At 27.1% G+C, this 19,808-nt stretch carries 15 protein-coding genes and 1 tRNA gene; 9 read left to right on the top strand and 7 right to left on the bottom strand.

Annotated features, from left to right (window positions below):
- Positions 1–18 precede the first annotated feature (18 nt).
- The 3 genes from trmB to L8X50_RS05585 are packed head-to-tail and all read right to left on the bottom strand — an operon-like array spanning position 19 to position 3,333.
- On the bottom strand, positions 19–1,209 hold the full coding sequence (gene trmB, locus L8X50_RS05595) for a tRNA (guanosine(46)-N7)-methyltransferase TrmB (protein ID WP_263660620.1): 1,191 nt from the start codon (positions 1,207–1,209) through the stop codon (positions 19–21).
- Entirely contained in the window at positions 1,209–2,417 is a 1,209-nt protein-coding gene (locus L8X50_RS05590) for a ferrous iron transporter A (RefSeq protein WP_263660619.1), read from the bottom strand. Before L8X50_RS05590 ends, trmB begins: the two co-directional genes overlap by 1 nt.
- Entirely contained in the window at positions 2,371–3,333 is a 963-nt protein-coding gene (locus tag L8X50_RS05585) for an RluA family pseudouridine synthase (protein WP_263660618.1), read from the bottom strand. Before L8X50_RS05585 ends, L8X50_RS05590 begins: the two co-directional genes overlap by 47 nt.
- A gap of 72 nt (positions 3,334–3,405) precedes the next feature.
- On the opposite strand from L8X50_RS05585, the gene L8X50_RS05580 reads away from it, so the two are divergent.
- Together L8X50_RS05580 and L8X50_RS05575 are read left to right on the top strand one after the other, a co-directional pair.
- A complete protein-coding gene (locus L8X50_RS05580; RefSeq protein ID WP_087700555.1) occupies positions 3,406–4,515 on the top strand; it encodes an FtsW/RodA/SpoVE family cell cycle protein in 1,110 nt (369 codons plus the stop codon).
- Between the two features lie 52 nt (positions 4,516–4,567).
- Positions 4,568–4,644: transfer RNA gene (locus L8X50_RS05575), tRNA-Ile, on the top strand.
- A 25-nt stretch (positions 4,645–4,669) separates the two neighbouring features.
- On the opposite strand, the gene L8X50_RS05570 is transcribed toward L8X50_RS05575, so the two are convergent.
- Together L8X50_RS05570 and L8X50_RS05565 are read right to left on the bottom strand one after the other, a co-directional pair.
- Positions 4,670–4,942, bottom strand: coding sequence for a hypothetical protein (locus L8X50_RS05570; RefSeq protein WP_263660617.1), 273 nt, complete (start codon positions 4,940–4,942; stop codon positions 4,670–4,672).
- A 49-nt stretch (positions 4,943–4,991) separates the two neighbouring features.
- Complete coding sequence (locus L8X50_RS05565; RefSeq protein WP_263660616.1) at positions 4,992–11,996, bottom strand: inverse autotransporter beta domain-containing protein; 7,005 nt, start codon at positions 11,994–11,996, stop codon at positions 4,992–4,994.
- Positions 11,997–13,429: 1,433 nt separating this feature from the next.
- Between L8X50_RS05565 and L8X50_RS05560 the strand changes: the two genes are divergently transcribed.
- Positions 13,430–13,915, top strand: coding sequence for a tyrosine-type recombinase/integrase (locus L8X50_RS05560; RefSeq protein ID WP_263660615.1), 486 nt, complete (start codon positions 13,430–13,432; stop codon positions 13,913–13,915).
- 157 nt (positions 13,916–14,072) lie between these two features.
- Here L8X50_RS05560 and L8X50_RS05555 read toward each other — a convergent pair whose 3' ends face one another.
- Positions 14,073–15,815: an AAA family ATPase gene (locus L8X50_RS05555; protein WP_263660614.1), complete on the bottom strand. Its 1,743-nt coding sequence runs from the start codon at positions 15,813–15,815 to the stop codon at positions 14,073–14,075.
- 321 nt (positions 15,816–16,136) lie between these two features.
- Between L8X50_RS05555 and L8X50_RS05550 the strand changes: the two genes are divergently transcribed.
- The 4 genes from L8X50_RS05550 to L8X50_RS05535 all read left to right on the top strand — a co-directional run bounded on the left by L8X50_RS05550 (position 16,137) and on the right by L8X50_RS05535 (position 17,241).
- On the top strand, positions 16,137–16,385 hold the full coding sequence (locus L8X50_RS05550; RefSeq protein WP_263660613.1) for a hypothetical protein: 249 nt from the start codon (positions 16,137–16,139) through the stop codon (positions 16,383–16,385).
- On the top strand, positions 16,363–16,578 hold the full coding sequence (locus tag L8X50_RS05545; protein ID WP_263664718.1) for a hypothetical protein: 216 nt from the start codon (positions 16,363–16,365) through the stop codon (positions 16,576–16,578). Before L8X50_RS05550 ends, L8X50_RS05545 begins: the two co-directional genes overlap by 23 nt.
- Before the next feature lie 241 nt (positions 16,579–16,819).
- Complete coding sequence (locus tag L8X50_RS05540; protein WP_263660611.1) at positions 16,820–17,035, top strand: hypothetical protein; 216 nt, start codon at positions 16,820–16,822, stop codon at positions 17,033–17,035.
- Entirely contained in the window at positions 17,035–17,241 is a 207-nt protein-coding gene (locus tag L8X50_RS05535) for a hypothetical protein (protein ID WP_263660610.1), read from the top strand. The genes L8X50_RS05540 and L8X50_RS05535 overlap by 1 nt, the downstream gene beginning before the upstream one ends.
- Before the next feature lie 127 nt (positions 17,242–17,368).
- On the opposite strand, the gene L8X50_RS05530 is transcribed toward L8X50_RS05535, so the two are convergent.
- Positions 17,369–17,629, bottom strand: coding sequence for a hypothetical protein (locus L8X50_RS05530; protein ID WP_263660609.1), 261 nt, complete (start codon positions 17,627–17,629; stop codon positions 17,369–17,371).
- 226 nt (positions 17,630–17,855) lie between these two features.
- On the opposite strand from L8X50_RS05530, the gene L8X50_RS05525 reads away from it, so the two are divergent.
- Positions 17,856–18,071: a hypothetical protein gene (locus L8X50_RS05525; protein ID WP_263660608.1), complete on the top strand. Its 216-nt coding sequence runs from the start codon at positions 17,856–17,858 to the stop codon at positions 18,069–18,071.
- A gap of 6 nt (positions 18,072–18,077) precedes the next feature.
- Positions 18,078–18,311 carry a hypothetical protein gene (locus tag L8X50_RS05520; RefSeq protein WP_263660607.1) on the top strand — a complete coding sequence of 78 codons (234 nt, stop codon included), beginning with the start codon at positions 18,078–18,080 and terminating at the stop codon, positions 18,309–18,311.
- Positions 18,312–19,808: the final 1,497 nt, after the last annotated feature.

The raw sequence follows: 19,808 nt of genomic DNA, 5'->3' as shown, positions 1-19,808 counted from the left end.
TAATTATTTAAATCATTATTATTTAATATAAGAATACAATATTTCTCTTAATTTTTCTATAGCTTTTAAATTTTCTTTAGTTTTAAAAGGTTGCTCAAAGATAAATTCTATCTTTTGTAAGTTTAATACTATATAAACATGTTCAGGTTTATAAAAAGCACCAAAAGCTATTTTAATAACAAGTTCTTCATCTTTAATATACATTTTTTCAAAATGCAAGAAAAAATCTTCACCTTTAAAAACTTCATTTTTAAAATTCTTTTTTATACAAGCTAATTCTTTTGTATTTAATTTTAAATCCTCAATAGCAAATTTTTGATTTTTATTTAAGCTTTTACTCTTGCTAAAACCACTAATGATTAAATCATATATATCTTTATTTTGTCTTTTCCAACGATCTTCATATTTACTTGAAATTTCTAAATTTTCATTTTTTTTGATTAAAGCTTTTAAATGTGAGAAAGTTAAAAAAGTCTCCAAAGTAAAATCAAAATACAAAAAACTATCCGTTCTAAGTTCAAATTGTCCATCTTCTTTTAAAACCCTAGCACATTCATTTGCAAAATTTAACCCCACTACTCTACGGTGAGGCTTTTTATCCCAAGGAACAGGAAAATGCAAAAAGATTTTATCCACAAGATTAGATTCAAGTACGCTTAATAATAATCTTGCATCAGTTTCTATTAATAAAACATTGTTTAAATTTTCACTTAAAGCAAGTTTAGCTACTTGTTCTAATGCAGGAGTGTAAATTTCTATACCAATTATCAGTACATTAGGATTTTGCCTAGCTTGATAAAGCAAATGTCTACCACTTCCAAAACCTATTTCAATATAAATCTGTTTTTTATTTTTTATTTGTTCTAAAATTTCTTTTAAATCATTAGCAATTAAAGGTGTTTTTTGGATTAACCTTGTGTGTTTTAGCGCCACAGCTTCACAAACTACATCTTGAGTAAAATTTTCTTTAAATACAAGTAAAGCCTTTTGCAAATACCCAATTTGCGAAGGCTTAGTATGTTTTTCACCCTTTATAAGCCATTCTTGACTTTTTTCATCTTTTTTAATTTGTAAAAAAAATTTTTCTTGGTTTATACGCGTAAAAAGCAAATCAACATTTTCACCTTTAGCAAGCCATAAGAATTCAACTCCATCTTTTTCAAAAGGAAGTTGAATTTCTTTTAAAATTTTACACTTAAAATTTGGCATTATTTTACCGCTGTAAATTTATCAGAAGCTTTTGATTCTATGCCATTTGCATCAATTGCAATAACTTCATAACTATATACTTTTCCAGGAGCTGCAGTAATATCTTTTAATTGTTTAGATTTAATCTCTTTAAACACAGCATTACTTCCACCACCACTTCTTTTAACTATGTATTCTTTAGCTCTATCATCATTATCAATCCACTCTACTCTAATACCATCATCTTCAACAGCACACAAAACAATACTTGGCGCTAATGGTGCTCCTAGGGTAATACCTTCAACAGGCTCACTTGCTATAGGACTTTCTAGACCATCTTTATCGACCATACTAACTTTATAATATCTTTTTTCAGCCACACCTTTAACCACATCTTCATAAGTATTTTCAGAAGTTTTAGCTACCACACTAAAAGGTAAAAAAGTAGTTGAACTTGAATAAATTTTATAATAAGCAAAATCAGCATAATCAATTTTATCCCAAGTTAAAATAATTTTTCTTGGTGCGTCTTTACTTGCTTGTAAATTACTTATCATAGGAGGAAGGGCTTTGGTAGTTGATTCTACTATTTTACTTGGAGTGCTTTTAATACCATCATAAGTTAAAGCTATAATTCTATATTGAAAACTTTCATCAGGTTTTAGCGAATCATCTATATATTCAGCACTTAAGCGATTTTTGATTCTAGCTAATTCTTTAAATTTCATATCTTTCATATTTGCACGCTCAATGATGTATGAATTTACTCTTACATCAGGGTGTGGTCTCCAAACTATTTTTACACGATTTGGCAAACCAACAATAGCTTGCACAAAAGGCACTGGATCAATCACTCTATTTGTAAAAGCTTCTATACTTACACCATCTTGAGAAACTTGTCCAAGTTCATTAAAGGTTTTCATAGAATAATAATATCTTGTATTTGGTGCTAAATTTGTATCAGTATAGTGAGTTTGAAATTTATTTTTGATTTTTGCTATAAGCTCCATAGGTGCACCAGCTGCATTTGTTCTATAAATATAATAACCTGCTATATTTTGATCATACAAAGGTTCCCATTCAAACGCTATACTTGTAATATCACTTATACTTTTAATACTTGATATTTTTGGTAAAGTATCATTTACTTGAGCAATTTGCGGTGAACTTACGCTACAAGCACTAAAAGCTAAAGCAGAACTTAAGATAATCCAATGAAGTTTTTTCATCTATCTCTCCTTGTGTAAAATTTTCTTTTAAAATTTGATAAAAATCATCAAACATAGGAGCTTTTACAAACATCAACTCTTTAGTCCTAGGATGAATAAAATAAATCAAATACGCATGAAGCATTACTCTATTATACTTTATTTTTCCTTTATATCCGTATAATTGATCTCCTAAAATATAGCGATTAAAATCTGCTAAATGCACCCTGATTTGATGAGTTCTTCCTGTGTATAACTTAGCAGCTATCAAAGAGCAATTTTTAGCACTTAATAAATTTATAAAATCTGTTTTTGCATTTTTTGCTAAAGGATTTTTAGTATTTGTAGTAATTTTTTTAAGCCTATTGCTAGGACAACGCATAATAGCTTTTTCATTACTCATTTTATCATTTTTCAAAGGCAATTCACTCAAAGCAAGATAAAATCTACCCATACTTTTATCCAAAAGCTGATTTGCTAAAAATTGATGTGCTTGATTGTTTTTAGCTATGATGATAGCTCCACTTGTGCCCTTATCAAGTCTATGTACAAGCCCTGCTCTATGTTCTCCATTTAAATTTGACAAAGCATAGCCCTTATGCAAAAGCCAATCCACCAAAGTCGCTTCTTTAACACTACTTGCACCATGTACGACAACATTAGGAGCTTTGTTTAAAACTAAAACATCATCATCTTCATATAAAATTTCTATATCAAACTCAGGCGTGTAGCTTTCTTTGGCTTCTTTTACTAAAGGTAAAAAAATACTTATTTCATCTTTTTGTTTTATTTTTTTAGAACTTTTATTTTCTATTTTTTCATTAATATATATGCAGTTTTCTTTGATTAATTTAGCAACTTGCGAACGACTTTGCTTAAGTATATCTGATAAAAAAACATCCAATCTTTCTTCACAAAGTGATGAAATTTTTAGCATATTATATTTCCTTGTGATAAAATTTGCAATTTTAGCATATAATTATGTAATATTTTATAAAAAAGGGTAGCTTTGATAAAACTTGATAGAAGAATTTTAACACATTTTGACTTTGTACAACCTCTTTTAGTGTTACCTATCATAGCTATATCTTTTCTTTTAATTTATGAGGCAAATACGCGCTTAGCTGAAAAACAATTTATCTATACTTTAGTGGGTTTTGCAGGATTTGCGTTTTTTTTCTTTTTACCCTTAAGAAGACTAATGTGGCTTATACCTGTGTTATATTGGATTAATATAGCTTTACTTTTAAGTGTGGATATTTTTGGTGTTGAAAAACTTGGAGCTAGAAGATGGCTTGAAATACCTTTTACGCATTTTACCATACAACCTTCTGAAATTTTTAAGCCCTCTTTTATTTTAATGTTAGCTTATTTGATTTATCAAAATCCTCCACCGCCTAATGGCTATGGCTTAAAACAATTTTTAAAGCTAAGTTTTTATATTTTACTTCCATTTTTACTTATAGCAGGAGAACCTGATTTGGGAACAGCTTTGGTGCTTTTAATAGTAGGCTTTGGAACGCTTTTTATCATAGGGGTAAATTATAAAATTTGGCTTAGTATTTTTTTAGCTATAGCCATAGCCTCACCTATTATTTATAGTGATTTTTTAAAGCCTTATCAAAAACAAAGAATTCATGATTTCTTAGCTGAAGAACCAAGTTACCATGTAAAACAATCCATCATCGCTATAGGAAGCGGTGGCTTGAGTGGAAAAAAAGCAGATGAAGCTACACAAACACATTTTAAATTTTTACCTATTTCTACGAGTGATTTTATCTTTGCATATTTGTCTGAAAGATTTGGTTTTATCGGTGCAGTTGTAATCATACTACTTTACACCTTACTCATTTTTCATTTATTGAGTTTAAATTATAAGCTCAAAGATGATTATTTTACAAGAGTGGTGACAAATTGCATTGCTTTATTTATTTTCATATATGTAGCGGTAAATATATCAATGACCATAGGTTTTGCTCCTGTTGTTGGTATACCTATGCCATTTTTTAGTCATGGGGGAAGTTCTTTTGCTACTTTTATGATTTTCTTTGGAATTTTACAAAATTTAATAACCTTTAGATATTTAGCAATAGAAAAAGCGGTAAAAATAAAATTCTAAATTTAAATTAAGGAAATAAAGATATAATAACATTTTTATTTTAACTTCTGGCGGATTTATAGCTCAGTTGGTTAGAGCAACCGGCTCATAACCGGTTGGTCGCAGGTTCGAGTCCTGCTAAATCCACCATTTATTTTGCATTACAACTTGATTTTCAAAAAAACATTTTCCAATGATTTTTTAGTATTTTGATAATATTTTTGCAAATTTCTTTCTTTTTGCTTTCTTCTATTTGGAGTTTATCTAAAAAAGTTTCTTCAAGAGTGTTAATAAGTTGTATACATTCTTTTGCATTAAATCTTTCTACTTCGTTTAAAGATGATAACGCTTTTAACAATAAATCTTTATATTCCATAAGAGTTTTAATATCTACCTCTGAAAGCTGGGCTAACAGAGATAGAAATTGTGCAAAATTATACAGTGGCATATATTTCTTTCTTTTTCCACAACATTATAAAATGTGCCTATATATCCGACTAATAAAATCTTTCATGATCTCCGCCACCAAAAGTAACCGCTCGTGTTTCTGTGACATTTACACCTAAAGTATTAAATCTCATTGTAAAAGTAGGAGTATCGGTCAATGGTTTAGTGCACCATGTAGTTGATATTACAACTTTTGCTTCACCAGAATTATCAAATTCTTTATCCCATCTTTGTATAATTGGCACAGTTTGACCAAGGCCAACTAAGAGATTAGTTCCACTAAAATCAACTTTTTCTCCTGCAATTCCATCGGTTAATGTTAAAGTTGCACTGGTGTAGCATGAAGCAGGATCTTTCCAAGTATCATATATTGCATGAATGCGTTTTTGCACCTCAATACTTCCTACAATTGCTTCAGAATCAGCTCCATCCCATTCTTTATATTTCACTTTAAGACTAAAAATTCTACCGGTGTGTTCAGTAACTTTTCCAATAGGTTTAAAATTTAAATAAACTGAACCTTTATCATCAGTATGAAGCGTGCCTTTATTTACAAAATTAGTATAACCAAGATACTGATCTGGTTGAACATCTACACTAGAGTTTGGAATTAGTCCATATAGCTCTATAGTTGCTCCTGTATCAAATGGAATATTTTTTACATTTATTCTTGGACGAATTGGACCATTAAATACAGCTGTTTCACTAGCTTTTTCACTTCCATCTTCATATTCAACGCTTACTGTTATCGGACGAACATTAGGATTAATTGTTCTAAACTTAGTTAGCGCAACACCTTTACTATCAAAATATTTTGGAATTAGATCTTCTTTTGGAAGTACTCCATCGCCGACAATACTCCATTTTATTTTTGCATAAGGAGTGCCTTTTGCCAATATACTGACAGTTTCAATCAAATATGGATTTAGCCTTGTTTTACCAAGAGTTAATTGAATTGGAATCTTCTTATAATTTAATTCTTTACTTAAATTTTTACCCATAGCATTTACACTAATTACAGGGTTATTTTTAAATGGGGTTTTAGAAGTAATAGTTGCTTTAGCTTCACCACTAGAATTAAATGTTGTATCATGATCATTTAAAGTAGCGTCTCCACTTATATTCCATTCTACTTTTTCATAAGGTTTTCCACCTTTTAATATTGCGTGTGCCTCTTCTCCTTCTTGAGCATTAAAGGAATTCTTATCTATATCTAAAACAAGGGTAGTTTCTCCATTATAAGTAATAGTTTTACTTATTTCTTGCCCTAAAGCATTTACACTAATTACAGGGTTATTTTTAAATGGGGTTTTAGAAGTAATAGTTGCTTTAGCTTCACCACTAGAATTAAATGTTGTATCATGATCATTTAAAGTAGCGTCTCCACTTATATTCCATTCTACTTTTTCATAAGGTTTTCCACCTTTTAATATTGCGTGTGCCTCTTCTCCTTCTTGAGCATTAAAGGAATTCTTATCTATATCTAAAACAAGGGTAGTTTCTCCATTATAAGTAATAGTTTTACTTATTTCTTGCCCTAAAGCATTTACACTAATTACAGGGTTATTTTTAAATGGGGTTTTAGAAGTAATAGTTGCTTTAGCTTCACCACTAGAATTAAATGTTGTATCATGATCATTTAAAGTAGCGTCTCCACTTATATTCCATTCTACTTTTTCATAAGGTTTTCCACCTTTTAATATTGCGTGTGCCTCTTCTCCTTCTTGAGCATTAAAGGAATTCTTATCTATATCTAAAACAAGGGTAGTTTCTCCATTATAAGTAATAGTTTTACTTATTTCTTGCCCTAAAGCATTTACACTAATTACAGGGTTATTTTTAAATGGGGTTTTAGAAGTAATAGTTGCTTTAGCTTCACCACTAGAATTAAATGTTGTATCATGATCATTTAAAGTAGCGTCTCCACTTATATTCCATTCTACTTTTTCATAAGGTTTTCCACCTTTTAATATTGCGTGTGCCTCTTCTCCTTCTTGAGCATTAAAGGAATTCTTATCTATATCTAAAACAAGGGTAGTTTCTCCATTATAAGTAATAGTTTTACTTATTTCTTGCCCTAAAGCATTTACACTAATTACAGGGTTATTTTTAAATGGGGTTTTAGAAGTAATAGTTGCTTTAGCTTCACCACTAGAATTAAATGTTGTATCATGATCATTTAAAGTAGCGTCTCCACTTATATTCCATTCTACTTTTTCATAAGGTTTTCCACCTTTTAATATTGCGTGTGCCTCTTCTCCTTCTTGAGCATTAAAGGAATTCTTATCTACAATCAAGGTAAGCTGTTTATATATATAAATTTCATCTGTAAAAAAATCCGCTGACTTATTTTTTGTTTTCATATATTTAAATTGAATATTGAAATTACTACACAATGGATTCGATACTCCATAAAATTCCAAAGTAGCCTTACCACTAGAATTTACTCTAACATGATCTTGCTTTGGTTTAGCCGCTGATAAAAAATCATGATATATTTCAATTTCTGTATTCGGGATTAAATTACTTACCTCAAGATGAAAATCTTGATTTAATTCTATGGTTTGCTTATAACCCTTATAGCTAGGATAAATAATACTAGGAATATATTCTTTATCTACATAAGTAATAGTAGTGCTAACACTTTGTCCAATAGTATTTACATTAATTACAGGGTTATCTTTAAATGGAGCTTTGGAAGTAATAGTTGCTTTAGCTTCACCACTAGAATTAAATGTTGTATCATGATCATTTAAAGTAGCGTCTCCACTTATATTCCACTCTACTTTAGCACCCTTTTTACCATCTTTTAGCGTGATATTGGCTTGTGCTTTTTCTTCGGTGTATATTGTTTTATCCCCTTCAAATTTTAATTCTCTTTGATAAAGCTTAATTTTATCTGCAGCAAACTCTATTTTACTTGTTCTTGTCTTCATATAATTAAACTTAATAGCAATATCTTTAACACTATAATCACTAATACCACTAAATTCTAAAGTAGCTTCACCTTTATCATTAACATTAAAGCTTTCTTTTTTAGCTTTCACTCCTTTACTTCCACTGATTTTATCAATAGTGGAATTTGGTAATAAACCGCTTATTTTTAATACATAATCTGAGTCATAATCTATAGTTTTTTTCTCTACATGAAACCACCAACTAGGATCCTTATAAGAAGGATACTCTACTTCAGGAGTGTAAATTTTTATTTTATACTTAATGCTTTTCACAAAAGAATCACCTAAAGCATTAACTTTTAACAAAATATCATTCTCAAACGGAGCTTTAGAAGTGATAACTGTCTTAGCTTCACCACTAGCATTAAATGTTGTATCATGATCATTTAAAGTAGCGTCTCCACTTAAACTCCATTCTACTTTAGAACCTGTTTTTCCACCTTTTAATACAGCGTGTACTACTTCTCCTTCTTGAGTATAAAGTATTTCTTTATCAAGTTCTAAATTCAATTCTCTTTGATAAAGATTAATTTTATCTGCAGTTATTTCAGTTTTAGCAATAGCTGATTTCATATAACTAAACTTAATAGTAAGTTCTTTAACACTAGGATCACTAATACCACTAAATTCTAAAGTAGCTTCACCTTTATTATTAACATTAAAGCTTTCTTTTTTAGCTTTTACTCCTTTACTTCCACTGATATTATCAATAGTGGAATTTGGTAATAAACCGCTTATTTTTAATACATAATCTGAGTCATAATCTATAGTTTTATCTAATGTTTTCCAAAAACTGACTTTATAAGAAGGATATTCTATTTTTGGAGTATATATAGTTCCATCTATATAAGTTAATGTTTTAGTGAGGTTTTGGCCTAAGGTATTTACATTAATTATAGGATTAGTTTTAAATGGAGCTTTAGAAGTAATAACTGCCTTAGCTTCACCGCTAACATTAAATACTTTATCAGTCTTAGTTAAAGTAGCATCCCCACTTAAACTCCATTCTATTTTTTCATTAGGCTTACCACCTTTTAAAGTTACTTCGGCATTTTTATTAGGTTCTGCAATGATAGTACTTGGATCAGCATTAAAGGAAATAGCGTATTGATAAAGTTTGATTTTATCTAAATTAAGCTCCTTTTTAATACTACCTTGTTTGATATAATTAAACTTAATAGCAATATCTTTAACACTATAATCACTAATACCACTAAATTCTAAAGTAGTTTCACCTTTATCATTAACATTAAAGCTTTCTTTTTTAGCTTTTACTCCTTTACTTCCACTGATTTTATCAATAGTGGAATTTGGCAATAAACCGCTTATTTTAATATTAAAATCATCTATATAATCTATAGTTTTTTCTTGGGTTTTAAAGCTTGGATATTCTACTTTAGGAGTATACTCTTTAATCTCATAAGGCAATTCTTTTTTAAGATCTTTAGTCATAGTTTTAACTTCTAAATTTGGATTAACTTTAAATGGAGCTTTAGAAGCGATAACTGCCTTAGCTTCACCACTAGCATTAAATGTTGCTTCTTGATTGCTTAAAGTAGCGTCTCCACTTAAACTCCATTCTATTTTTTCATTAGGTTTACCACCTTTTAAAGTTACTTCAACATGATCAAGTTTTGGATCTTTTAAAGCTTTGTTATTATCACTTTCATAAGCATGAATTTTGTCTTTACTAAAACTAATGCTTGGGGTATATTGGTGGAGTTTGATTTCTCCACTTACTTCTTGAGTGCTAGCTGCGCTTTGATTATAAGTAGCAATGATTTGTAATCTTTTAATATTAAAATCTTTTACTCCTTCAAATACTACCTTACTCTCACCTTTATCATCAGCTGTACTTTCTTTATCGTTACTAATTCTTAAAGTTTTATTGCTTTGTATATCTTTAGCCTTCCATAAAACTTTTGTTTTTGGCATTAAACCTTTAAGTTTTACTTCAAAGTCGCTTTTATAATCAATCATTCCTTTTTCAAAGTCTTGATGAGTCACAGGATCTTTTCCAGTAGGAAGCTCCATGGTGGCTGTATAATTTTTAATCTCTAAATCTTTACTTCTTTCTTTTACTAATTCATCACTCATATTCTTAGCAATGATTTTTACTTTTTCATTTCCACTAAGTCCTATGATTTCTACATTACTCTCACCTTTATCATCAGCTATTAAATTAAGCTCCTTAGTAGTTTTATCTTTATCAACAAATAAAGCATTATCTCCTTGTATACTCCATTTAACTTTTGTAGAATTAGCTTTTAAGTTTTTATAACTTGCATGAGTTTTTTCTTTATTACCTATAATAGCTTTATCTAAGATAATATCATTATCTCCATAAATTGCTATTTGAACAAATGTTTTTAAAGTAACTCCCAATACATTAGCAATGATTTCAGCTTTTTCTTTATCTTTCATGTTTACATCAGGTTTATAGATGATATTTGAATTTCCATCTTTATCAGTTTTATCTGAATTTGGCGTTTTTTCTAAACTTCCTTTACCATTTAATTTCCAATGAATTGCCAAATCGCCTGCTAAATCATTTCCTGTAAATGTGATTAGAGATTTTTCATATCTTTGTATATTAGAAGGTTTGGCAAATATCCTAAAGTCTTCTTTTGGAACTATGATAGTAATAGGGAAACTTTCTTGAGCATTCCCTACTTTAGCAATTAAATTGGTTTGATGGACTCCATAAGAATGGATTATTTTTACAAAAACTTTTCCATTACTATCAGTAATATAATGATTTCCATCTTTTAAGATTACACTTTTTTGTTCAGGAGTTACACTCATAGCAACATTTTTAACTGCTTGATTAAAGCCATCTTTAAGCATAATACAATGAGTATTACCTCCCAAATTTCCGCAATAAGAAATATGATAAGTATTGTTAATAGCTTTATATTCAAGCACCATAGAATAATCTCTATCTATAAAATGAGTTCTAGAGCCTTCAATGGTATTATTTATACCTGCTAATTTTGTATCAAAAGCGTGTTTGAAGGCATCTTTATCTAAAGGTATGTTAAAATTCATAGCTATATTTGTGCCTTGTTTATCACTTTCATTACTTCTTTTATGGCTTAGCGAAAAAGTTAATGCAGGACAGGGTGAGTAAGTAATACCTCCTTCATACACTAAAGGATTTTTTTCTAAATCTTCATAGCAGTTTACATTGCCAAATGGAGCTACTTTTTCTCCATACCATTTACTCATATTAGCAAAAACAGCTACATTACTCATAGAAGGAAAAGCATATTTAATACCCATATCCCAGCCATTAGCAGGGCGTTCTAAGAAAGTTAGATCATTATTTGCATTTTTAAAATCATAACTATTAATCCAATCACTTAATCTTTGATAAATATTAGCATGGAAAGCTAGTGTATCTAACATACTTTCAAAGCCCAAAGATATTCTTTTATGCTCTCTACTAAAATCATGATCATAAACTAAATTTAATCCTAGCATGATATTTCCTGAATTATCTAATGCTAATGCATTAGGATAATATCTTATACCACCACCAAAATGACCTATGATTCTATTATTATCATATCCACCTATACCGCTTTGTAGAAAATAAGATATTTTTGGATTATCTTCACTCATAATAGGTAAAAGAACTTTAGCATTACCACTTAAACCACCCCTATCATTATAGTTTAAATTAAACTCACTATTAATGGAGTGATTAAGAGCATGTAAATATTCTTGGATTAAAGTATTAGCTTGTAAGCTTAAATAATTGCTTGCTAAATCTCTTATAAGTTCATCTCTTTCTTTACTATCTTTGGCATTATATACATTGCCTATAGTTTGAATAACACCAATAACCTTATTAAACAATTCTTCATCTTCTTTACTAAGATTAGAATCTTTCTTTGGTTTTTCTTCTAATAGCTTTTTGACTCTTGAGTCAATGTTATTATGTTCTTTAAGTATTTGCTTTTGATCATGGTTTACATGATTAAGTGCAAGAGTTTGATTGTTATCTATAATGATTTTATCTTGATTTTTTAAAATCATTATTTGAGAAAAAAGAAAAGTGTGAATGATTAAAACAAGTAAAAGTGTTTTTTTCATATCCCCCCCCCCGAATCCTTTGCATAAAATTTTTTATTTGTGATGAGAATATGATAACACAAAAAATACAAAAGTGATAAAAAAGTTATAAAAATATTGAAAAATAGCCAAAAAATTAATAAATATAATAATTATTTATAAATTATAATCAAAATTACTTTTATTTTTTATTAAAAAAATGCAAATAGATTTATTATTATTTAAATATATATGAAAAAAACTTATCATTTACTTTTTAAAAACAATGAAAAATAATCTTTTTGAATTTTTATATTTATATTTTATTATACTATTTAACATTTTTAAAAGTATTAGCATTTAGTATTTTAGATAACAGTGTAAGGTGTATTTATCATATTTGGTATATAAAGTATAAATACTAAGCTTATATATAGTAATAAATAAAGAGTATAAATACCTTATTATACTCTTTAGATAACTACAATATAGAGTTTTTGTATAAATTTGATAATAGTTGTTATAATCTTAAAATTACTTATTAAAAAAATATATTTAATTATAATTTGTATGTTTTTATAATTTGGATAATAGGTAAAAGAATATATATAATATTTAACAGAAAATAAAAAGTGATTAAATAAAGTTAGATATATAAAGATATTTATAGTTTTATATGTTATTTTTATAAATTAAAACAAACATATTTCACAATTAAGCAAGATTAGCACAACTAAGAATTATTTAGAAACAAAAATTTTTTGAGAAATATAAAAAAATGTCTTTAAGTAAAAAAGAATTTGCTAAAGTATTAGGCGTTTCTTCAGGAACTATTGATAATCTAAGAAGAAAAAATACAATCTATGGAAGTATCTTGCTATGTATTATTTTCCATTGAAGAAATAGCTAAAGTTGTATCAGGGATTAAATCTTTAAAATGAGATTTAACTATACAAATTATTGAATTTTCAAAAGTATATGTTATTTAGATATTTAATTTCTAAAGTATGGATACTTAGACGCTTTCTAAATCCACCATTACTTCTCTATCACGAATTATTACTACAATTAAAATCTTTTGACAAATTAAAAAAAATATTTTTTTGTACACACTTTAAAGGAAAATCAGTGATTATTGTAAATGATAGGCAACTTAAAAATTTAACTGTTGATAAAAAACTTATATCAAAGTGCTTGTACTAAAAATTTATATATTGAAGCTAGGGTTTTTCATGGAAATATTGATAAGAATTTTTATTTTAGATATAAACTTAATAAAAAGGGTATTCTTTTAAAATAGGAAAATATCCTATAACCATATTAACACGAGCGAGAGAGATTGCAAATGATTATAACGACATGCTATCATAAGGCATTAATCCAAAAGAACATATTCAAAAAGAAAATACTAAAAATCAAAATATAAAAAAGCACTTTATGGTACTAATAAAGTTCAAAGTTATAAAACTTCACAGATGAAGCAAGATTTAAAGAATTATTACTTACGATTAATAAGTATTTTTACAAAAGTTGCTTTGCAAATTAGTCCATATTTATTTTTAAGAAGTGCTAATATTATAAATTTAGAATGGAAAGAAATAGATTTTGATAAAAAAATTATTATTCGTGCTAATAAAGTTAAAGCAAGAGAGGATTTTATTATTCCGCTAAGTCAGAGTGTTTTAGACTTGCTTTTATATGTTAAAAATTTTTCTTACTCAAATTCAAAATATTTTTTTCCAAGTAATATAAGTAAATATAAAATAATGAGTGAAAACACATTAAATCAAGCCATTAAAAGATTAAGTTTTGGTGATAAAATACTATATCATGGTTTTAGAGCTACTGCTTCAACTTTTCTTTATGAGTATAAAAATATTCATAAACAAGATAGTGAAGTTATAGAACTATGTTTAGATCATAGAGAAAGAAATAAAGTAAAAGCGGTATATAAGACTTGATGATAGAGAAGAGAGTTAATGCGATGGTGGAGTGATTTTATCGATAAATTAAAAAGAGATAAGTAGTTTAATTTTTAATGTTTGTAAATTATAAACACATAAGAACTTTTTAATTTTTGTAAATTTAATAGTATTTTATTGAATATCTTTAACGCAATTATTCTATTAGTAGCTTTCTTAATACGCTATTTTGTGAATTTATATATTCTAAAACAATACTTTTTTTTATTTTATTTTCATCTAAATTTAAAAAATCTAAATAAGCTTGAAATAAATGATTATTTAAATCATCGTCAAATTTATGATTTATAACCATATTCTTAGAAAAATGATTAAAAAATTTCTTACAAAAATCGTTATTATTTTTAAATAGCTGTACTAATTCTTCTCTTTTAAAAAAATTATATTGCTTGATTGCTTCGAGATAAAAACTATTTTCTATATTTTCATAGCTATTAATAAGAGCATTAATATTTTCATACTTACTTGTTTTGTATTTTTCTTTAGTTTCTTCATAATAATCTTTCCATTTTTCATTTTCTAATAATTTTAAAAGTGCTATGTCAGATCTATAATCATGATTAAGATCAAACTTAAATTCTTCTATAACAAGAGCTTCTATATAATGCTGATTGATTTTTTCTTCTATGTCGCTTAATTTTTTCTTTGTAATTTGTGTGTAGGTTGAAAGTAAAATTTGATAAAAACCATAAGGAAAGTGTGTCATTCCATTTTTTGAATAAAAGTCTATTTTTAGGAGTGAATTTTCAATATCTTTTACAAATTGTTCATCGCTTAAATTACCTACCAAATATTCTATCTTGCAGTTTTGAAGTTTATAATAAAGATCAATTTTTAAAGTTTGATAAAAATCGCGTCTTAGTTGGTATTTTTCTTCTTTATTTAAATAAAACATATTTTTTAGGTATTGTTCATAAAGATGGTAGTTTGAGGAAATGTCATTTTCTTCTATTTTAGTAGAAAGGTATTTTTTAATTTGAAATATTAATGAGATATAATTTAATTTTAGAGCATCTGAAAATGTTTTTTTATTTTCATACTTGCAAAACAATAAAAAACATTGCGTGTTAAAATAATCTATATGCTCTAACACATGATATAATAATCTTAGATTTCCATTACATTGTTCTTTATATCTTTCGAAAATAATATTTCCAATAATATTTCTTATCTCATCTGTAATTTTAGTATATTTATTTACTTTATCTTTGATAATTGCCTTTGCTACTTCATCATTGTCTTTTATGGTTATTTCACAATCAATAACCTTTTCTTTGTATATTCGATACCAGTTTTTACTATTATATTGTTTGGTTTGTTCTTCTTTAGCTTTTTGATACCAACTATTAAAATCTTGTTCATTCTCTTCTTCTTTATTATTTTCAGTCAAATTATCATCTTGTTCTTTTAGTTCTTCCTCGTGAAAAATAACAACAACATTGCATTCTTTTTCTTCTTTAAGTAAATTTACAAGTCCTAAAATTTCTTTCAAAGAAAGATTATCAGATTTTCTTTCTATGTTATCAAAACACACAATAATATTATAAAAGTCTTCCTTTTTTAAAAAGGAAAAAATAGCATCACTATCTATATCTATTAAGCCGCCACTTATACTTTTAACCAAACCTTCTAAACCTTTAAAAGTTGTTTTGGTAATTTTATTATAATCTCCATGTAGGCTTACAACTATTTCTTCTAATATTTGCTTATAACTTTCTTTGCCAAAAAGATCTATATAAACAACTTTTTTATCTTTAGAAAGTTTCTTTTCAACTTGTTTCCATAAATAAGTTTTACCTATACCCCAAGATCCATTTATAGCTAAACATTTTTTAGATTTTTTATTTAAAAAATTTGCGATAGTGTCAATCTTATTCATTATACACTCCTATAAAATATTTATGTAATTATATAAAATTATTTAAGTTTTCTATGTAACTATCCTCCAAACCTTAAAGCTATAGATAGTTACATATTCTTTTTAAAATACCCCTTACAGCTACGCACTCAGACAGCCTTTCTTTTTTTAAAAAATATATAAAAAATGCATACGCGTACGCGCGAGAAAAAACAAAAAAGTTGAGTAATTTTTTTCAATATTTAAACAAATTTTTGTTTTTTCTGTTATTTAATATTAAATTAATTTTTTAGTTTTTATAATTATTCATATATCAAAATTTTAATCATAGAAAGGATTAAAATGAAAAAAATTATCTTAGGTTTAGCAGTTATTGCTTCATTATCTAGCCTTGCTTCAGCTTCAAATCATAGTTATCATAGCAAGAAAAATTTTAATAATTCACAACAAGAATATGTAGAAGGTAGAAGTATAACTTGTGCAACTTTTCATAATTGCCAGACAATACATCAACCTATTTACCAAGAAGCTGGGCATAAGTACTTTGTAAATTTGGATATTGTTTCTAATGTTAAATATGTTAAATCCTAATTCAAATATTCGCTTCCACAAGTGTATGCCTAAGGAAGTTCATCAAATATATGACACCTTAAAGCTTATGGAACAAGAAGATACAAAAAAAGTAGAAGCTGAAGCTAAAAAAGAAGAACAAAGTAATTCTACAAATGCTGATAATCAAGCAAATACTAGCAAAAAAGATCAGCTTTTAGATATATTTGCTTAATCTTAATATTAGGGCAGTGGGTTTTGTCCATCTTCCGTGCTACGCACTCAGACAGCCTTTCTTTTTTTAAAAAATATATAAAAAAATGCATACGCGTACGCGCGAGAAAAAACAAAAAAGTTGAGTAATTTTTTTCAATATTTAAACAAATTTTTGTTTTTTCTGTTATTTAATATTAAATTAATTTTTTAGTTTTTATAATTATTCATATATCAAAATTTTAATCATAGAAAGGATTAAAATGAAAAAAATTATCTTAGGTTTAGCAGTTATTGCTTCATTATCTAGCGTTGCTTCAGCTTCAAATCATAGTTATCATAGCAAGAAAAATTTTAATAATTCACAACAAGAATATATAGAAGGTAGAAGTATAACTTGTGCAACTTTTCATAATTGCCAGACAATACATCAACCTATTTATCAAGATGCTTTTTGCAAATGGAAAGGATATTGTTAATGTTTGTTAATACTTGTCACGGCTTGGTAGATACCAAAGTAGAATATCGAGATAAACCTGCATTAGAAGAGGCGATTGCTAAACAGCAAGAAGATACAAAAAAAGTAGAAGCTGAAGCTAAAAAAGAAGAACAAAGTAATTCTACAAATGCTGATAATCAAGCAAATACTGGCAAAAAAGATCGGCTTTTAGATATATTTGCTTAATCTTAATATTAGGGCAGTGGGTTTTGTCCATCTTCCGTGCTACGCACTCAGACAGCCCCCGCACCCCAATTATCGCAAATCATAGCACCTTAACAGGTGCGATTTGCTAAAGCACCAAAAAGGAAAACTATCTATTAAACCCAAACCCTCTATCGTTTCTTTTAGTTTTTGCTTGTTCAAAAGAATTTTCAAAAGCTCTTTGATATTTAAGCTCTTTTTCTATTCTTTCGGCTTTTAATGGAAATACTTCTTTTAACTGCTCCACGCTTAAATTTTTTTCGCACCATCTGCCTATTTCTTTTAGTCGAGTTTCTAATCTTTCATTATTTGTCTTGTGTGTTTCAAACAAAGTTCTTAAAGTATCTCTATCATCTTTGACTTTATCCACTTAATATTTCACTATCTCCTATCATATAGACTTTTGTGAAAATCCATCCCCTGCTTTTTTAAATATATAAAAACGCATACGCGCGAGAAAAAACAAAAAAAAGTTGAGTAATTTTTTTCAATATTTAAGCAAATTTTTGTTTTTTCTCTTATTTAATATTAAATTAATTTTTTGACTTTTATAATTATTCATATATCAAAAATAATCATAAAAAGGCTCAAAAATAATGAAAAAAAATATCTTAGGTTTAGCAGTTATTGCTTCATTATCTAGCGTTGCTTCAGCTTCAAATCATAGTTATCATAGCAAGAAAAATTTTAATAATTCACAACAACAAGATGGAATTTTAACTTGTGAAAATTTTCATAATTGCCAGACAATACATCAGCCTATTTATCAGCATCAAGCTTGTGCTAAATTAGGTATTTGTATAAATCACTAAAGGATAATGATAGGATTAGTATATTCTCAATGTTGTAATCAAGTTATTGATACAAGCTTGCGTTATACAGCAAAACCACTATTAAAACTTGAAGAAGCTAAATTTGAACAAGAAAAAAAAGCTGAGAATGATAATACAAAAAAAGTAGAAGCTGAAGCTAAAAAAGAAGAACAAAGTAATTCTACAAATACAGATAAAGCAGACAATAAAAAAGATCAGCTTTTAGATATATCTGTTTAATCTCAATATTAAGCGGCAGACTTTATCCGCTTTCCGTACTACACACTTAGACAACCCTAGCACCCATTTTAGCACAAAACATATGGCACCTATAAGGTGTATTTTATTTAGAGAAGAAAAGGTGCTTCTTTTGAAAACCTTATCTTGCTTCTTCTCTTCTTCATCACGGTGATTGCTATTTAATGGCATTAAAAGCCGTATTTTTATTGAAAGTGTTTAAAAAGATTTTCTAAATCATTCATTGGTGTAGTTTCTTTGATATTTACAACCGCACTCCATTTATAGTTTTTTACTTAAAAATTTTATCCTATAAGTTTGATATATTTTTCATAGCATTATTTATGATTTCATTTTTTAACGCAATTGTTTGCTTAAAATAACTAAGTGATGAAAATCTTTATTATGTTGGATTTGTATAAAATTGGATTTTAAAATTAATACTATATATTTATCTCATTGTCATGTTTATCTATAATTATTTTAAAATAATTGATAATTTTTTCAGGATTTTTATTCCATTTCTTCAAATGTTTAAAAATCAAAACTGCTATATTTATTTTAAGCTTCATTGTAGTTGGTTTTAACAAGACCAAATCAGTGATTTACATATAAATATGGCTTAGTTATATCAATCAAGTGATGAAGAAGATCATATTTTTTAAAAAAAGAAAGAATTTTACTTGTAGTTCATACTATATAGAAAGCAGTACGGCATACATTATTTCAACATCAAACTTAATCAATATTTTTTAAAGATTATTGCAGTGGTTAGATGTTTATTATCTTTAATACTCAAGAAGAGTATAAAATAAATATTATTTCATGTTATCAACTTAGAAAACAAGAGTATAATTTATTCTTATATCATTTAACGACTCATAAAAAAGAAAGAGTAATCATTAAATAAATCTTGATTATTATTACAATAACATAATAATTGCTACAATATACCTTAGAATAATTATACAAAATATTTTAAAATTAATTTCTTATACTTATTTTATATTGCTTCAATGTGAGGATTAAAAGCATCAAGATAAAATATTATCACACAAGTTCGAACACATTTGGCACTTTCTTAGTTAATAAAACTACTATCTTTTATTTACCAATCAAGAAATATTTGATTAATAAAACTAACTAAGGAATATTTATCCAAACAGATTATTTATTTAGATGTATAAAAGGATTTGCTAAATTAAGAGAATATAGTTATATTTTTGAAATAAAACATAAAATAATAGAACAAAGAATAAAAATTATATCTTTCATAAGCATCATGGTTTAAAAGCTACTTTAGAAGCTTTTAATATAGATAAAAAGACACTTTTTAGAAAACAAGAAATTTATCACAAAAATAATGATAATTTAAATACCCTAAATACAAAATACACTAAAGTAAAAAATATAAGAAGTTCTTTTGATTTGGAAATTACTTTAAATATTAAAAGACTTAGGCATATTTATATAAATTTAGATAAAGAAAGATTGTATTAT

The organism is Campylobacter sp. CNRCH_2013_0898h (assembly GCF_025772965.1).
In the GTDB taxonomy this organism is placed as follows: Bacteria; Campylobacterota; Campylobacteria; order Campylobacterales; family Campylobacteraceae; genus Campylobacter_D; species Campylobacter_D lari_D.
The sequence above is the reverse complement of the archived record's forward strand: the minus strand, read 5'-3'. Positions and strand labels throughout refer to the sequence as shown.